A 14,973-nucleotide genomic window follows, 5' to 3' on the forward strand; every position below is an offset into this window, starting at 1 on the left:
TTCGGAATACAGGCGTCAATAAATGTGCCCTGGTCGCCGTATGCAACGAGATGAATCATGTTCGGCATCGCATAGCGAGGACTAGGTAGGGCCCAACCCCAGTTCCATGGGCCTAACCTCGAGGACGTTGAGCGATCTTCTCATCGCTTCCGGCGCCTCGGCCGAAATATTCAGGAGTAACAGCATAGAAGATCTTTCGCCCTTGATCTCGATCGCATCGGCAACAACCGACTCAATCGGCCTCTGCAGAATATTGTAGAATATTCAAATCTAAGGCTGCCAGGTCTCGCTAAAATCGGCCGATTCTCACCAGGTGCGCCGGTTGATTGCCGGATTCGAGGCGAATGCCGGGAAATCGAATTCCGCGGTCTCGATCACGATGCTGTGCATGCTCTCGATGCGCGAGACGATCGCTTCTCGGGGCCCCCGACGCCACTCTTCGCTGCCATAGAACGCTTCCTCCTGCTCTCGGTGCATCTCAAGCGAGGAAAAGGCACGGATCAAGTACGCCTCCTCATGGCCGTCCTCATCGATCAGCGACGCACCACACGCCACGACGTTGATGCCATGCCGCTCAAGCAGCGGCACGGACTCCTCGCGCATGACCCGCACGAACTCTTCGCGGGTACCCGGCAGAAGGCGGTAGGTACGAATCTCCATGATCATGGAGTGGATTATCTCTCACGGCAGGGGTCGTCGTCGGTCCGCACCCAACGCACCGCTCTACTCCCCAACCTCAGCCAGCCCCACCGATCGCCGCGGATCTGCCGCACGGTTTCACGACCTCGCCGAGAAGTTCCGCGCAGCGTCCGTACAGCAGAAGCCGTTGCCCGATGTCGAGGCCTGCGAGAATATCAAGCCTCAACGGTCCGTAGTCCTTTCACTTCGCCTGGTAACGCAATGAAGGGTGCGGGCCGTTGCCATGTCCACGGTTTCGAGTAATCCACCAAGATCTGTGGACGCCGTGGACAGCGGATCCCTCCTCAGGCCGCCCAGAGACCCTGCCATCTCAAGAGGCTCATGAATCAGCCTCCGGGTTGTAGATATCGGGCGAGGGAGTCGAGGATTTCTTCGGCGGTCTTCTTCCAGGAGAAGGGTCGGGGGTTGGTGTTCCAGGCTTCGATCCAGGCGCGGACGTCTGCTTCGAGCGCTCGGACGCTTTTGTGGACGCCGCGTCGGGTGACTTGGTCGGTGAGGTAGCCAAACCAGCGTTCGACCTGGTTGATCCAGGACGAGACGGTTCCTTCCCGGCTGACCCAAGGTCAACTCACATCACGTCCGTCGAACGGGGGAAGGTCCCCCAGGGCGGTTTACGTGCTCCAACTCGGCGACATGGATCGGGAGCGCCCTGTGCCATTCCGCTATCCGCTCGTCCGTCCAGATCAGTGCCTTGGGGCGTTTGCCGCCTTCGAGTTCGACGAGGGAGGCGACGTTGATGTCGATCTTCCGTTCCCGGATCGCCTGGTTCAACGCCGCTCGTAGGGTGGCGCGGATGCGTTGCTGTGAAGCGGCCTCCACCACTCGGCGGCCCTTCACCTGGGCGCGGAGGGCGGGGTTGCCGGTGATGCGGGCCTCGTGGATGAGGTCGTTGTATTCGGCGATGGTCTCGAACATGGACGCCCACGGTCGGGGATCAGGTAGAGCCGCAGGTGGGAGTCATACGAGCGGAGGGTGTTGGCGCGGATCTTCTTGAGGTCCTGTTTCCCCCGAGATCACTGCGCTACGGGGAATCCAGGAACAGGGCCGCCAACCGTGGTAGCCGGCGGTGCATCTCAGCGGAGTTGTCGAAGTCGAAGTCCTCCCCCATATCGGGCTCCCATGGTTGTGGCGGGTAGCGCCGCTCTTGGGCCTCGAAGAGATCGTCGTTGCCGGTGAGTCGCTCGTAGGCGTGAGAGGGGGCATAGGTGAACTCTTCGTAGAAGATGTCCTCTCCGTCGTCTTCAGCCAAGGCTGATGCCTGGATGGGCGCGAGGTTTGCGAGGCCGTCCGGGTTGGTGAAGGCAATCTGGTAGCACTCGCGGCCCTGGGCGATGATGCCGGCTCGGAAGTCCATGAAGGAGTCGTCGCTGCAGCCTCCGCCGATCAGATAGGCGGCGGCCCACACATCCCAACGGTAGAGCGCCGCCTTGTACTCGTCGTAGTGCTGGCGGTAGTCAACGATTCCTTCGGCTGGCATACCTGCCAGGACTGTCTCCAGGGCCTCATGGAGAGAGCCACCTAGATTTCGGGCTTCTTCGATGATCGCCCAGAAGTCATCTTGGTTCATGGGGGGATGGTGCCAGAGGAGACCGACAAACGGAGCCGTACCGGGCTCAGGTGGCGCCCTGCTCATACTGGTCGCGAGTAAGCCAGTTGTAGGTGTCATGGAGTTCGCCGTCCTCAGGGTTGAGCCGACGGCTTGTGCCGTCTTCCAGTTCGGCATGGAGGACCAGGCTTTGGAGGACCCCTGGGCGGGGGTTGATCGACCGGACGCCGTCGAGCACGCAGAGGATTCCGAACAGCGAGTCGTCGACTGCCATCGTCATAGCACGGACCACCAGGTCGCGATCTGCTTCCGGCAGATCGTTGAACCACCGGCTCAGTTGCACCAGGTCCTGGCGAGGAGCGCGTCCGGGCGGCTCTTGCATGGTCGCAGTCGTCCCCTCGATCGCGGGGACACGGACATGGTCGATGAGGAACTCGACGAAGCTCTCAGGGTTGAGAAGGTCATCATCTTCCATGAGGTGCCATCCTTAAGAGTGAGGCGACCTGAGCACCAGCGTGATCATGCACAAGTCCGCCAAGTATCCCTGGGGATTTCGACCCGTGTCACCCTGGGACTGCCAGCTTGAGCTGGGAGTCCTGTATGTTCCCCTCCTTGAGCATTGCATCGGCTGGAGGGGTTGTGGGAGCTAAGACGGGGATGATCGCGTTGTCCGCTGAGGAGGCGATTGGTTGGCTGGTCGGTGCTACTGCGCCCGATCCTGACCGGACCGAGACGCTTGTGGAACTCATCCTTCCGGGCTGGCCTCGCTCCTCGCGCGAAGGCAACACCCTTCATGACGGGACCTACCCTCCTGAGGACGTCGTGTACGCCGGGAGCTTCGAGGGCGTGGATGTGGTCTGCTCGCGCAGCCTGATGCTCGATCGTCCCTCCGAACTGTCACCGAGCATCGTCGAGGCCAGCCAAGGGAGAAGGCTCGTGCTGCACGCTATGCACAGCGTCTCGGATTGGCTGGCGTTCGCGGTGTGGGAGGACGGCCGACTGATCCGGTCCCTGAGTCTGGCCCCCGACAGCGGAGTGATCGAGGACATCGGAGAACCGCTCCCCTTCGAACTGCCCTACTGGGCTGGCGACCATCCGGTTGTGCCGATCGAGGGCCGGCCTGGCAGCGAGAAACCCTATCCGCTCCCGTTCCACCCACTGGAGCTGGGGGAAGATGCTCTCAGCACGTTCTTCGGCTTCACCATCGAAGGGTTCCCCGACTACGACATCGACCCTGACGCCGTCGAGCTGCTCGGCTTCAACGTCACAGACCCTGACACTGAGGGCGCAGCAGAACGGAAAGCCGCATTCCAAGCTGCGGTTGCGGCCATGGGGCCTCCTCGTAGGTTCACGTTCCAGGCGGACGGCAGCCTCGTGGAGATCAGTGACCAACGGTGAACGAGGCAGCCTTCATCACGATCATCATGCGAGAGCGGTCGGCTGGCGAGGATGTAGCCGACCTCTTCTGACCGCGCTCTGAAGGTAACAACACCAACGCCGCCCTCCCCGCCGCATTCCGGCCCAGCGAACTGAGCGGCAAGCTCTCCTTCGGAACCTCCGCACGGGACGTTAGTTCGTGACCAGGGCGCGGGCGTGGGTGAGAGCGGTGTGGGTGTCGGGGAAGAAGAGGTCGTCGCGGTCGAGGCCCTGGGCAGTGAGGATGCGGCGGTGTTCGGCGCGTAGTTCGGTGATCAGGATGTTGATGCCGCGTTGTTCGAGCCGAGAGACGGTCTCGGCGAGTTGGTCGGCGCCGGTGGAGTCGAGGAAGGAGACGCTGGACATGCGGAGTACCACGACCTGAAGGTCGTCGAGGCCTTGCCGCTGATCCAGTTCGAGAAGCAAGCGGTGCGCGGTCCCGGAGAACAGGGGACCGTCGAGGTTGTATTTGACGGTTGTTCCGGCCAGGAAAGGGTGGTCGGTGGTGATCGTCTCGAGGGGGGTTTCCTTGAGGCGAGCGTTCTGCGCGACCGCCCGCAATGCTGTTGCCGCGGCCACGATGACACCGCCGACGACGGCTGTGACGAGGTCGAAGGCGACCGTGATGACGAAGGTGAGCATCAGGATGAGGGCTTCGCTGCGGTTGGCGCGGACGATCCCGGTCACTTCCGCCGTCGAGACCATCCGCACGGTGGTGGCGAGCAGAACGCCCGCGAGGGCCGCGAGCGGGATCTGCGAGACCAACCCGCCGGCGCTGTAGATGATTGCCGCCAGGATGAGCGCATGGGAGAACGAGGCGAGGCGCGACCGCGCGCCGGCGCGAACGTTGACGGCGGTGCGGGCGATCGCGGCAGTCGCCGACACTCCCCCGAACAGAGGTGCTGCAAGGTTCGCGAGCCCTTGGCCGAACAGTTCACGGTCTGGGTCGTGTCGTTCCCCAGGTCGCATCGCGTCCGCCGCTGAGGCACAGAGCAGGCTTTCTAGCGCGGCCAGCGCCGCGACGGCTGCCGCCGCAGGAACCAGGCTGACCACGGCGCCTGGTTCGATGAAGGCCAGCGATGGTGCGGGCAGTCCGTCAGGCAGCGCTCCGATCTGCTTGATGGGCAGATCGGCCAGTGCGGTGACGATACCGGCCAAGGCGACCGCGGCCAGCGAAAAGGGGAAAGTGGGACGCAGCCGGGTGCCGACGACGATGACGACCGACACGGTGAGCGCCATGATCGGGGAGATCCATCCTGGGTGGTCCGCCCACTGGCGGAGGGCTTCGGCGGCGGCCCAAATGACTCTGTCTTCGTTCGGTCCGGTCACACCCAGCGCCATCGGCACCTGCTGCAACGCGATCACCGCGGCGATTCCGGCGGTGAATCCGGTAAGGACTGGCTTGGGTAGATATTTGACCGTCCGGCCGATGCCCGCCACCGCGAGGACCAGCAGCAGGATGCCGGCGAGGAGGCCGACCATGAGCACGCCCGACGGGCCGTGTTCGGCGACGATCGGTACGAGGACCACGGTCATCGCGCCGGTCGGCCCGGACACCTGCAGGTTGCTGCCGCCGAACACGGCGGCGACCGCTCCGGCGATGATCGCGGTGACGATCCCTGCCTGAGCGCCGAGCCCGGAGGCGATACCGAACCCCAAGGCCAGCGGCAGCGCGACGATGGCCACGGTGAGTCCCGCGAGCAGGTCACGTCGCGGATCCTTGCGGAGAGCGTCCAGGTCGCTCCTGCGGGGCAGGAGCGACCTCACGTCGGGAGTCCTCATTTCTGGCCCCTCACCCGAGCGGCGTGAGCCGGTAGCCGCCGCGGACGGCGCTGCTGGTCCGCTGCTCGCGCCAGACCGCCGGTTCGGCGCCCCGGTGCCGGTGGCCGTTCGGGCAGCGGTGCCAGGCGATGATCCTGCCGGTGAACCGGCGGCGCTTGACCTTGGTCTTCCAGGTATCGGGAATCCAGCTCTGCGAGCAGAGATGACAAACCCACATGAGGGGTTCGAGCGGGATCATCGGACGTGCCATGAGGAATCTCTCCTACCGGTTGCTGGAAACGGAGCCGCCGGTCAGGCGGCCGGTGGGGAATCGGCGGGTGAGTGCGTGGGTCAGCTTCACGTGTGCGGCGAGGACCGCGAACACGCCGATGGGGATGAGTGCCGAGGGGAGCGGCCATGGCTCGTCCTGGACGGTGAGGACCGGCCGCGTCATGATCATGACGATGCCGAGGAAAAGCTGCGTGGTGCAGTACCGGATCGCGACTGTGAGTTTCGCGTGTCGGTACCTGGCGCCCGCGATGTAGGTGAGCAGCGCGCACGCCCCATAGGCGATGCCGCAGACTCCCTCGTCGGCGGCCAGGTCCGGCATGTTGATGACGGACCAGGCCATGAACGCCGAGCTCAGGAACAGCAGGAGCGTCCAGTCGGGCCGGCGATAGCCGGACAGATACACCAACGGCGATCCATCGCCCTTGGTGATCATGGTGAACGGTACCGCCCAATCGTGAACAGGCGTACCCTGGATTCGAGAGACCACCATGTCAGGCCCTTTCCGGAGTGGCTGGTGGAGGGAATGGGCCCGACCGCAACTCGATCCCATTCCCGGCTCTTCCCGGCTCTCCTCCGCAATGCGGAGGAGAGCCGTTCGCGTTAAGACCACTGTGGACCTCGCCAACAGCCCGCGACAGCACTCTTTGCGGCCTCACCTCGCGACCAGAGCGCCTGTCACGGCCCCCGCGCACGAGAAGGGAAGGTTCTGACAACAAGCACTAGGGCAAAGGACAACGATGGACGTAGGTTCAGAACATGCCCCCACACGCGAGTAAGCGTCAGCGCCCCGTCCAGCGCATCGTCGACGTCGCCGACTCGGCCCAGCTAGTCAGGTTCGCGACGGCGACGCAGCTCGCCCGCCTCGAACGTGAGGGCACCAGCCAGAACACGATCGCCCGAGCCGCGGGCATCGGTGAAAGCTCGCTGTCGAAGGTCTTGGCCGGAGACACCCTCACCGACAACATGCTCGAGAAACTTGACTTCGCCATCGGCGCCCACGCCATCCGACGGCTGGAACGCATCGGCGGCCTGGGCAAGCTCAACGCCCGTATGCAGGGCCTGCGCAACCGCACACGACTGTCCACGAAGATCAGCATCGACAATCTCCTGACCGAGCTGGAACGGGACCCTCGTGACGACCCCGAAGTACTCCGGCAAGCCTCCGCGATGGTCGACCTGTTCCTCGCCCGGGAAAGCGGCGCACCGCCCAACACCGATCCCGTCCACACCCACAGCGACCTGCGCGCCAACTTCCAAGAGAAGATCAAGCTGCTCGTCGACCACCTGATCCTCATCGGCATGGCTCCCCCCACGCCGGACAACGTCGAAGCGCTCATCCTGCTCGGTAGCCTGCTGAAGTTCTCGCTCGGACTCACCCGACCCGACATCGACAGAGCCCTGCGCAACGACCCGCTGGGCTTCCGGATCTGGCGTGCCGTGACCAAGGCCGTCCTCCTCAGTACCGATGCCGCCGTCATCTCCGAGACCCGCCAGCAGGCGCTGCGCGTTTGGGTACGTGAGCTGTTGAAACGCGCACCCCAGATGCGCGAGGCCAGCATCTACCCCGGCCGCAGTCTCGACCTCGAACTCGCCCTGGCAATCCCCCACGAGTGGTCCCGCGGAAACGACGGCGACCTGGTCATGAACATGCTCTACAACCGGGCGATCCGCCCGAACGCGACCCTGCGTGAACGGGGGACGGCCTCTCATGGCATGTGGCAGAGAGCCATCACCGACCCCTCGATCACCCCAGCGGAGCTCTCCGCCGTCGAAGGGAAACTCCGAGAACTGATCGTCACCCTTCAGGATGAGACCACCCGCCCCGACGCCGCCGCCGGAACACGGTGGATCGCCACGACACTCCAGTACCTGCTCGACACCAAGACCGAGATCTGCAACGACTTCCCCGACCCCGGCGAACCCTGGTTCGACGCCGTCCAGCAAGCCGCCGACTCCCTGGACGACCGGGACGTCCCCGCACACATCCTCCCCGGCATGAAGACCCTGTTCCGGCACATGCTCCTGCAGAACGCCGGAATCCTGCGCCGCCGCTCCATCGACACCCTGCGCGCCGCCGGCATGACCGAACCCGTCGTCGGTGCCATCGAACAGTTCCTCGACGCGGAGAAACACCAATCCTGGCTACGCGTACGGGCTCTGTTCGCGCTTGGATTCCTCCAGCAACGCGACTCCACCGTCGGCACCATCTTCGCGACGGCCTTCGAACACGCCATCACGATCATCAAAGACGACAACGCGGGAACCGCCCAGTTCAACGAGCTGCACGCCGTCCTGTTCGCGATCGGCGACTGCTTCGGCGCCCAACGCGAATCCGCCGAAACCCAGCGCTTGCGCCTGACACTGGAACCTCACCTGCGCGTCCTCGCCCTGGAACCGAGCGACAACCCGCGCCAGTACCTCTACACCCGAGCCCTCGCTTACCTCCTGGCCGTCACCGCCCAGGACCGGCAGAAGCCAGGTGTCCCGGACCTTTCTCAAGAACTCCTCGAACACCTACGCGGCCATCAAGACCCCATCACCAGAAACCTCAGCGCCTGGATTCTCGGCTTCCGGTTCCACCCCGCAACCGGCGCCGTCCAACCTCTTTTCGCCTCCGCCCACCGCCCCGTCAGCAGCTGAATCACCACCACGGAACGAACTGAGGTGCCCCGGAGGTTCCGGACAGCTGTATTTACGGTCGGCTCATACCGCGAGCTGGTTGTTCAGGTATTCGGCGTGGGCTTGGGCGGGGCTTTTGTAGCCGAGTGCTGAATGGCGGCGTTTGGGATTGTACCAGAATTCGATGTAGCGGATGATGTCTCGTCGGGCATGGTCGCGGGTGGGGTATTCGGTGCGGTGGACGCGTTCGTTCTTCAGTGCGGAGAAGAACGACTCGGCCATTGCGTTATCCCAGCAGACGCCGGTCCGTCCGACGGATTGACGCATGCGGAGGCGGCGCAGTGTCGCGGCGAACTTCTTGGAAGTGTAATTGCTGCCGCGGTCGCTGTGGAAGATCGCCTCGTCGGCCAGGTCGTGATTACTGGATGCCATTTCGATGGCTTTCTCGATGAGGGGTGTCTTGTAGTCGTCGCCGATCGCCCAGCCGATGACGGCTTTGGTGAAGCAGTCGATGACAGTAGCGAGATAGATCCAGCCTTCCCAGGTTTCGATATAGGTGACGTCCCCGACGAGTTTGCTGCCTGGCGCGGCCGCGGTGAAGTCGCGCTGGACGAGGTCGGGGATCTGGTGCTCCTGACCGTCCTGTTCGGTCAGGCTGAGTCGCCAGGGTTTGGGCTGGCAGGGCTCCAAGCCGAGCTCGCGCATGATGGAGCGGACGAGCTCGGGCCCGGCCGGCACGCCGTGGTCTGCCAGGTCGGCGTGGATCCGCCGGTATCCGTACGTCCCGTTGGAGGCGTCGAAGAAGTGTTGCACCCAGGCTTTTAGGTCATCTCGCCGGCGGGCGGTCGCTGATTCCGGGCGTGTTCTCCATTCGTAAAATCCGGAGCGGGATACGCCGAGCCAGGCGCACATCTGCATGATAGTCGAGCAGTGATCGTCAATGACGACCGTAGGGTTGGCGTACTCCGCGTCGATGAACTCGAACTTTGAACTCACTGCTGCTCTTGCGCAAAGTACGCTGCGGCTTTTTTCAGGAACTCGTTCTCCATCCGGAGCTCCCGGATGATCCGGTCCTGCTCTTTCAGGCGCGCCCGCTCCTCGACCGTCAGAGCTGGTTCCTCATCCGCATGCTCACGACGATAGACATTCACCCAATTCGCGAGCGTGCCCGGATTGAGGCCCAGGTCCTTTGCCACCTGCGCGATAGGGCGGGACGACTCGATCACCAACTTGACGGCCTCTTCCCGATATTCAGGAGAGAAAGACCTCTTCGAACGAACCAAGAATCTTCATCCTTTCCGGACATCCCATCTTAGTGGGGATGGTGTCCGGAACCTTCGGGGCGGGTCAAACTCCGTGGTCCGGTGAAAGCGACTGAGGCGCCTTACCCGGTGGTCTTGCTCTGGTTCTTTTTGCCGGTGACGAGGGAGAAGCGGGGTTGGTCGGGGATGCCCAGGTCGAGTAGCAGGGAGATGTTGTCGCGGTTGCTTCTGATTCTGAGGAGCGCGCGGAGCTCCAGGTGCTCTCCGGGTCTCAGTTCGGTCGGGCTGTTACGGCCGAGGAAGCCGCCGAAGGTGCCTTCGGTGGACTGGACGGTCAGCGTCGGGTGGATGCGGATCGGGCTGTTGTGGAGTGTGCGGACGGTGATGACGGCGGCCCACGTCGTGTCCTGGGGGGTCCAGTTCGTCGGGGCCTCGCCCGCTGCCGGGGTGTAGGGCACCAGACCGACATAGGTGATCATCCAGGTCTTCCAGAAGCTCCGGGTTCGCCCGAGGGCGAGAGAAAGGTCGGTCTCATCCAAGGGCGGCGGAGGGGTGAGAGCCGTGGCCGGAGCAACCGCAGATGCGCGAGGTGAACACGGGCGGATCTTAAGGACCAGCCGCACCCACACGGAGCATCACGGGCGCTGCTCGGAATCGGGGCACTTCATCATCAGACGGCCCTGCCGGCACCTGGCGATGCGGGACGCAGCTAACTCTTGATCAGCGGGTCCAGGGTTCGCGTCCCTGGCAGGCTTGATGACCGTTCGTCGGATCCGACTAAAAGGGGCCGGTGTTTCTCGCGCGTGGACAAGGCGGGGAGCGGCGCGGGCGCGCCAGTGTTCGGGGCAGCTCTTCCTAAGGAGTGAGATGAAGCGCCTCCGTTCAACCACCGTGGTGGTGGCCGTCCTCGCGTCGGTTCTGCCGTTGTCCTCCCCCGCGCACGCCGACCTGACCTGGGACCGGGTGACCGCGAACTTCACCTGGCCGCGCAGCGCCTTCGCCGACGTCGAGGCCACCGGGCCGAACGACGTCTGGGTCGTCGGCACCCAGGGCGAAATCTGCTACTTCCAGACCGTCACCAGCTATCCCGACACCGGCGGGCCACAGCCGGTCCGCCACCGGATCTGCCCGATCCCAGCCAAGCCGGTCACCCAGCGCTGGAACGGCACCCGCTGGACCAGTTACGACCCGTGGGGCTTCCTCGGCGGCATGGGCAGCGTCACCAAGATCTACGCCAAGGGCCCGGGCAACGTCTTCATCCAGGGTTACGGCATCGAGGGCACCCGAGCCTTCGCCCATTGGAACGGCACCACCCTCACCAAGCTCCCGACTCCTCCCCAAGCCTGCAGCTGGGGCGTCCCCAGCTTCATCAACGGCGACTTCTGGCTGGAGTCCTGCTTCTGGAACGGCGCCTCCTGGACGACCGTCCCCCAGGCCTGGCACAGGACGATCCGCCCCGACGGCATCTGGGGCATCAGCCGCCGCAAAGAACCCGGCGGCCAGGGAGAGAGCAACACACTGGGCTGGGTCTCGAAGTTCCAGAACAACGCCTGGCACGAGCTCTTCGGCATCGACGCGCACGCCGTCGACCCGACCGCCATCGACATGTTCCTCGACTTCTCCGTCGTCAACGACGACGACATCTGGGTCCAGATCGAGATCCGGCACTCCTACGGAACTCCGCTGACCAGCCACTACGCCCACTGGAACGGCACAGCCCTCACCTACGATCCCCCGGAGCCCGTCCCCGCCGGCTGCTGCATCTCCACGATCAACTACGACCCCGTCACCCCCGAGCCGGAAAGGCCCTCTTCGCCGTTCGGCTACTACGTCGTCGCCGCCACCCGGATCCCCGGCACAGACCAGTACTGGGCGGTCGGCGGCGGGATCGAGGACGTCCCCAACGCCAAGACCGACCCCCTCCTGCTGAAGTCTCGCTGAGCGGTGGCCTACAACCCGGAGAAGTCGGCGAGGTCGTCATCGCGTGGTCGAAGCAGACCTCCGGCCGCACGGCCGCCGCGGAGCCGGAAATCCTCAAATTTGTCCGTATAGGGACAAGAGGGGCGGAGGAGAACGAGGCCGCCACTAGTACAGTGCCCGACTTAAGATCATTTACAGCAGTCAGGGGGTGGATGGTGACGGAAGGCGGCGATTGGTCGCGCCGACGGGTGCTGGCGTCAGGGTTGGGCGGGGTGCTCGCGGTCTCGGGGTGTGCGGGGACCCCCGCGCGGCCTCGCTTTGAGGACGAACCGGACATGTTCGGGGGGTATGACGCGACCGGCGGGCGCAAGGAGCTCGACGAGATCCTCGCTCGACGGGCCGCGGCACTGCGGGCAAAGGACGAGGCGGGCTGGCTGGCCGCGCTCGATCCCGGCGACCAGAAGCTGATCGACCGGGAGAAGGCGCTGTTCGCCAACCTCTCGCAGTTCACCTGGGACGACTTCCACTACATCACCGAGAAGTCGGTGACGATGCCCGTGGTGGACGGCAAACCGCTGGTGTTCTCCCCGGTCATCGCCGTGATGCGGTTGGCCGCGGACGGCGGCGTCGGCGGGATCTCCCCAGCGGAGGCCTACCGGTACACGGCGTCCCGGAAGGACGGCAAGCTCGTCATCACCGGGATCACCGGCTCCAGGAACGCCGAAGACGACATTTACGGCGGCCGGTCGCTCCTCACCAACGCGCCCTGGCATGACGAGAAACTGACGGTGCTCCAGGCCGGCGATATCTGGCTGGTCGCCGACAGCACGGTGCGCGACCTCAAGGCCTACCAGGACGCGGCGAGCTCGGAGTCCGCGAAGGTCACCGCGCTGTGGGGTGACCGGATCAGATTCCCCGGCAGCGTGCTGTTCTTCACCAACAACGCGGCGAACCTCAACAAGTGGTACGGGCTGAAGAACATGGACCGGTTCGAAGGCGTGCAGATCCCGCAGTTCGGCGTCCGCAAGAACGGCGAGATCTACGACCAGCAGTTCGCCGGCGGCCGGATCGTCATCAACCTTCCGCGGATCGCCAGTGACGGGGCGAACCCCCGGCTCGTCATACGGCATGAGCTGGCGCACGCGGTGGCGGCGCGCGCTGTCGACGCGGGCTCCCCCTTCGGCGGGCTCGGTCCGCCGCGCTGGGCGGTCGAAGGTTTCGCCCGCTGGGTGGAGAACCTGGAAGAACCGGGACTGATGGCTGCCCAGCACGCCTACGCACGTTCCGGGTTCGACGGGAAGTTCCCCGGCAGCAAGTCGTTCTATGGCAAGGGCATCAGCCGGAACTACGCCGTGGGCAGCACCGTCTTCACCTTCGTCGAGAAGATCAAAGGCAGGGACGCCGCCGTCGAGTTCTACGCGAACGTCATCAAATATGACGACACGCTTGATAACGCCCTCGTCGATTTGCCGTCGTTCGACGGGATCTGCAAGAACGTCACCGGGCTGAGCGCCGGCGCGTTCCGCAGCCAGTGGGTCTCCCACGTCCGAGGGAGATCTTGATGGCCTCGCGCGTACTCGGCGTCGCCGCGGCCGCGGCGGTCGCCGTCGGCGCGGGCTGCGCCGCCCTCGCCTACAACGTGGCCAGCGGCAAGGCCGGCGGGTACGGGCCGGAAGACTGCCCGTCCGACGGCGGTCTTTGCGTGCCCGCGTTGAAGGCGGCGGACATCTACTCAGCGCTTACCGGCAAGGGCTACACCTGCGCCGCGGATACGTGCGAACTCCAGATCGGCGAAACCAAATTCGAGGCCCAGGTAGGCGAGAAAGGCGGGGCGGTGAACGAGATCCATGCGAGCGTCTGGGAGCCGGACGGCGAGGTGATCGCATCGCCGAGCAGCCTCGCGTTCATCTCGTGGTTCGCCGAACTGCCGTTCGCCGACTACCCGGAGGTCGTCGGCGACGTTCGGGTCTGGATCACCCGCAAGGCCGAGGCCCAGACGATTTCCGACGGCCGGATCGCCGGCTACCGCTACTCACTCGACACGAGCCGCGCCGAGAAGGTCAGCCTCTACCTGCAGGGAGTCTCATGAACGGCCCGGCGCTCTCCCCGGACGGGCGCTTCTACTGGGACGGCAGAGCATGGCAGCCCGTCCCGTCTCAGGTCGTCCCGTCTCAGGTCGTCCCGCCAGGTCCTCGGTTTTCGGGGCCGCAGACGCCGGGTGTCGTACGGCCGTCGTCCGGGAGGGCGAAGGTCGCGCTCGCGGTCGTTCTGGTCGCGGTCTGCGCCGGGGCGGGCGCGATCGGCGGGACGGCCTTCGGCTATTTCGGCACTCCCAAGCAGGGCCCCGACACGCCGGGCGCCCAGGCGGCCGGCTTCCCCGAGTCCCGCCACGCCTTCCTGCCGGACGTCACCATCGGTGCACTCGTCGACAACTGGCTCAAGGGCCAGAAGAACTGGGTCTGCGCGGAACGAGCCGAGTTGAAGCCCCAGCGCGGAGGCGCGCACCGCTTGCACTGCACCCCGCCCGGCGACGACGACCTCGATGCCGATTTCGATCTGGAATACGACGAGAAGAACCAGATCCGCTACATCGGCGGCTCCTGCACGCTCGGCACGGGCACCGTCTACTGCACGTCAATGGTCGTCCGCCTCGCCGAGAAACTGTTCCCCACGAACAAGGCTCTCCGCGCGAAGGCCACCGCCTGGGCGCGGAAGAACGCCGACTCCGACAATTCCATCGTCGTCGGCACCGTCAAAATCGTCACCGAACTCTCACCCCACGGCGTCAAGGCCTACCCCATCGCCCCTTGACGTCCGAGACACCCAGGAGATGGCCTCCTCGGCAGCCGCTGGCCTTCACCCCGCGATCCGCTTGCTATTCGCCGATTTTGAAGGAGTTTTCGCCGGTTTGGGAGGTTTGGGGGTTGTCGGTGCATTGGAGGTAGGAGTCGGCGTGGGAGCGGCCCTCGACGTAGGGGGCGAAGCAGTGCCATTTGCCGATGTCGGCGTAGAGGCCCTGTCCTTGGGCTTTGCCCTGCTTGATGGCGGTGAAGTACTGGCGGCCGACGTTCATGGCGGTGGCGCAGTTCAGCGATCCGTGGAGGACGATCACCGGGGAGACCGTGCCGGACAGTGTGGTCAGCTTGCCGCATTCCGTTCCTACGGGGCTGAGTACCGGGGTCGAGGGGGTCGGCGCGGCGACGGTCTGGCGTGGTTTCGGATCTGGGTCGGAGGTCGCGGCGACGATCGCGGCGCCCGCCCCGACGACCACCAGGAAGCCGGCCACGACCAGGGCCGCCTTGCCCAGGACGCTCATCGCGATTCCGGCCGACAGGCCGCCCGAGACGGCCGCCGTGCTCACCCCGATGGTCCCGGCCCCGCCCGTTGCCGCGGTGGTGCCCGACACGGTGCTGCTCACCGCGGTCGCCCCGATCGTCGGACCGGTGCCGGTCAGGAACG

The 14,973-nt window shown here is 65.0% G+C and carries 16 protein-coding genes; 6 read left to right on the top strand and 10 right to left on the bottom strand.

The window, feature by feature from the left end; translation table 11 throughout:
• Nucleotides 1-306: 306 nt before the first annotated feature.
• The 4 genes from ACYVE7_RS00415 to ACYVE7_RS00430 all read right to left on the bottom strand — a co-directional run bounded on the left by ACYVE7_RS00415 (nt 307) and on the right by ACYVE7_RS00430 (nt 2,720).
• Nucleotides 307-666: an NIPSNAP family protein gene (locus tag ACYVE7_RS00415; RefSeq protein ID WP_460362147.1), complete on the bottom strand. Its 360-nt coding sequence runs from the start codon at nt 664-666 to the stop codon at nt 307-309.
• 606 nt (nt 667-1,272) lie between these two features.
• Complete coding sequence (locus tag ACYVE7_RS00420) at nt 1,273-1,614, bottom strand: hypothetical protein (protein ID WP_460362148.1); 342 nt, start codon at nt 1,612-1,614, stop codon at nt 1,273-1,275.
• A gap of 106 nt (nt 1,615-1,720) precedes the next feature.
• Nucleotides 1,721-2,266: a DUF4240 domain-containing protein gene (locus ACYVE7_RS00425; protein WP_460362149.1), complete on the bottom strand. Its 546-nt coding sequence runs from the start codon at nt 2,264-2,266 to the stop codon at nt 1,721-1,723.
• 46 nt (nt 2,267-2,312) lie between these two features.
• The gene (locus tag ACYVE7_RS00430) at nt 2,313-2,720 is read right to left on the bottom strand and encodes a hypothetical protein (RefSeq protein ID WP_460362150.1); all 408 of its coding nucleotides are present in this window, start codon (nt 2,718-2,720) and stop codon (nt 2,313-2,315) included.
• Between the two features lie 182 nt (nt 2,721-2,902).
• Between ACYVE7_RS00430 and ACYVE7_RS00435 the strand changes: the two genes are divergently transcribed.
• Complete coding sequence (locus tag ACYVE7_RS00435; protein WP_460362151.1) at nt 2,903-3,643, top strand: DUF6928 family protein; 741 nt, start codon at nt 2,903-2,905, stop codon at nt 3,641-3,643.
• 171 nt (nt 3,644-3,814) lie between these two features.
• Here the strand turns inward: ACYVE7_RS00435 and ACYVE7_RS00440 are convergent, their stop codons facing one another.
• The 3 genes from ACYVE7_RS00440 to ACYVE7_RS00450 are packed head-to-tail and all read right to left on the bottom strand — an operon-like array spanning nt 3,815 to nt 6,146.
• Nucleotides 3,815-5,443 (bottom strand): SulP family inorganic anion transporter, encoded by a 1,629-nt coding sequence (locus ACYVE7_RS00440; RefSeq protein WP_460362152.1) that lies wholly within the window; start codon nt 5,441-5,443, stop codon nt 3,815-3,817.
• Between the two features lie 10 nt (nt 5,444-5,453).
• Nucleotides 5,454-5,693 carry a hypothetical protein gene (locus tag ACYVE7_RS00445; RefSeq protein WP_460362154.1) on the bottom strand — a complete coding sequence of 80 codons (240 nt, stop codon included), beginning with the start codon at nt 5,691-5,693 and terminating at the stop codon, nt 5,454-5,456.
• Nucleotides 5,694-5,705: 12 nt separating this feature from the next.
• Nucleotides 5,706-6,146, bottom strand: coding sequence for a hypothetical protein (locus ACYVE7_RS00450; protein ID WP_460362156.1), 441 nt, complete (start codon nt 6,144-6,146; stop codon nt 5,706-5,708).
• A 323-nt stretch (nt 6,147-6,469) separates the two neighbouring features.
• Here ACYVE7_RS00450 and ACYVE7_RS00455 point away from each other — a divergent pair, with 323 nt between their 5' ends.
• The gene (locus ACYVE7_RS00455; RefSeq protein ID WP_460362158.1) at nt 6,470-8,353 is read left to right on the top strand and encodes a hypothetical protein; all 1,884 of its coding nucleotides are present in this window, start codon (nt 6,470-6,472) and stop codon (nt 8,351-8,353) included.
• A gap of 63 nt (nt 8,354-8,416) precedes the next feature.
• On the opposite strand, the gene ACYVE7_RS00460 is transcribed toward ACYVE7_RS00455, so the two are convergent.
• Nucleotides 8,417-9,615, bottom strand: a protein-coding gene (locus tag ACYVE7_RS00460; protein ID WP_460362159.1) for an IS3 family transposase whose coding sequence is annotated in 2 segments (ribosomal slippage) — nt 8,417-9,351 and nt 9,351-9,615 — 1,200 coding nt in all. Because the reading frame shifts where the segments join, the coding sequence is not laid out codon by codon here.
• Nucleotides 9,616-9,716: 101 nt separating this feature from the next.
• A complete protein-coding gene (locus tag ACYVE7_RS00465) occupies nt 9,717-10,073 on the bottom strand; it encodes a hypothetical protein (protein ID WP_460362160.1) in 357 nt (118 codons plus the stop codon).
• 388 nt (nt 10,074-10,461) lie between these two features.
• Here ACYVE7_RS00465 and ACYVE7_RS00470 point away from each other — a divergent pair, with 388 nt between their 5' ends.
• The 4 genes from ACYVE7_RS00470 to ACYVE7_RS00485 all read left to right on the top strand — a co-directional run bounded on the left by ACYVE7_RS00470 (nt 10,462) and on the right by ACYVE7_RS00485 (nt 14,325).
• Nucleotides 10,462-11,535, top strand: a complete 1,074-nt coding sequence (locus tag ACYVE7_RS00470; RefSeq protein WP_460362161.1) for a hypothetical protein — start codon at nt 10,462-10,464, stop codon at nt 11,533-11,535.
• 314 nt (nt 11,536-11,849) lie between these two features.
• A complete protein-coding gene (locus tag ACYVE7_RS00475; protein ID WP_460362163.1) occupies nt 11,850-13,076 on the top strand; it encodes a hypothetical protein in 1,227 nt (408 codons plus the stop codon).
• Nucleotides 13,076-13,603: a hypothetical protein gene (locus ACYVE7_RS00480; RefSeq protein WP_460362165.1), complete on the top strand. Its 528-nt coding sequence runs from the start codon at nt 13,076-13,078 to the stop codon at nt 13,601-13,603. The genes ACYVE7_RS00475 and ACYVE7_RS00480 overlap by 1 nt, the downstream gene beginning before the upstream one ends.
• Nucleotides 13,600-14,325 carry a hypothetical protein gene (locus tag ACYVE7_RS00485; RefSeq protein ID WP_460362167.1) on the top strand — a complete coding sequence of 242 codons (726 nt, stop codon included), beginning with the start codon at nt 13,600-13,602 and terminating at the stop codon, nt 14,323-14,325. Before ACYVE7_RS00480 ends, ACYVE7_RS00485 begins: the two co-directional genes overlap by 4 nt.
• A gap of 64 nt (nt 14,326-14,389) precedes the next feature.
• Here the strand turns inward: ACYVE7_RS00485 and ACYVE7_RS00490 are convergent.
• Nucleotides 14,390-14,973, bottom strand: a 584-nt coding sequence (locus ACYVE7_RS00490) for a hypothetical protein (protein WP_460362169.1), incomplete at its 5' end; no start/stop codon positions are given.

This window comes from Actinocorallia lasiicapitis, assembly GCF_054778695.1.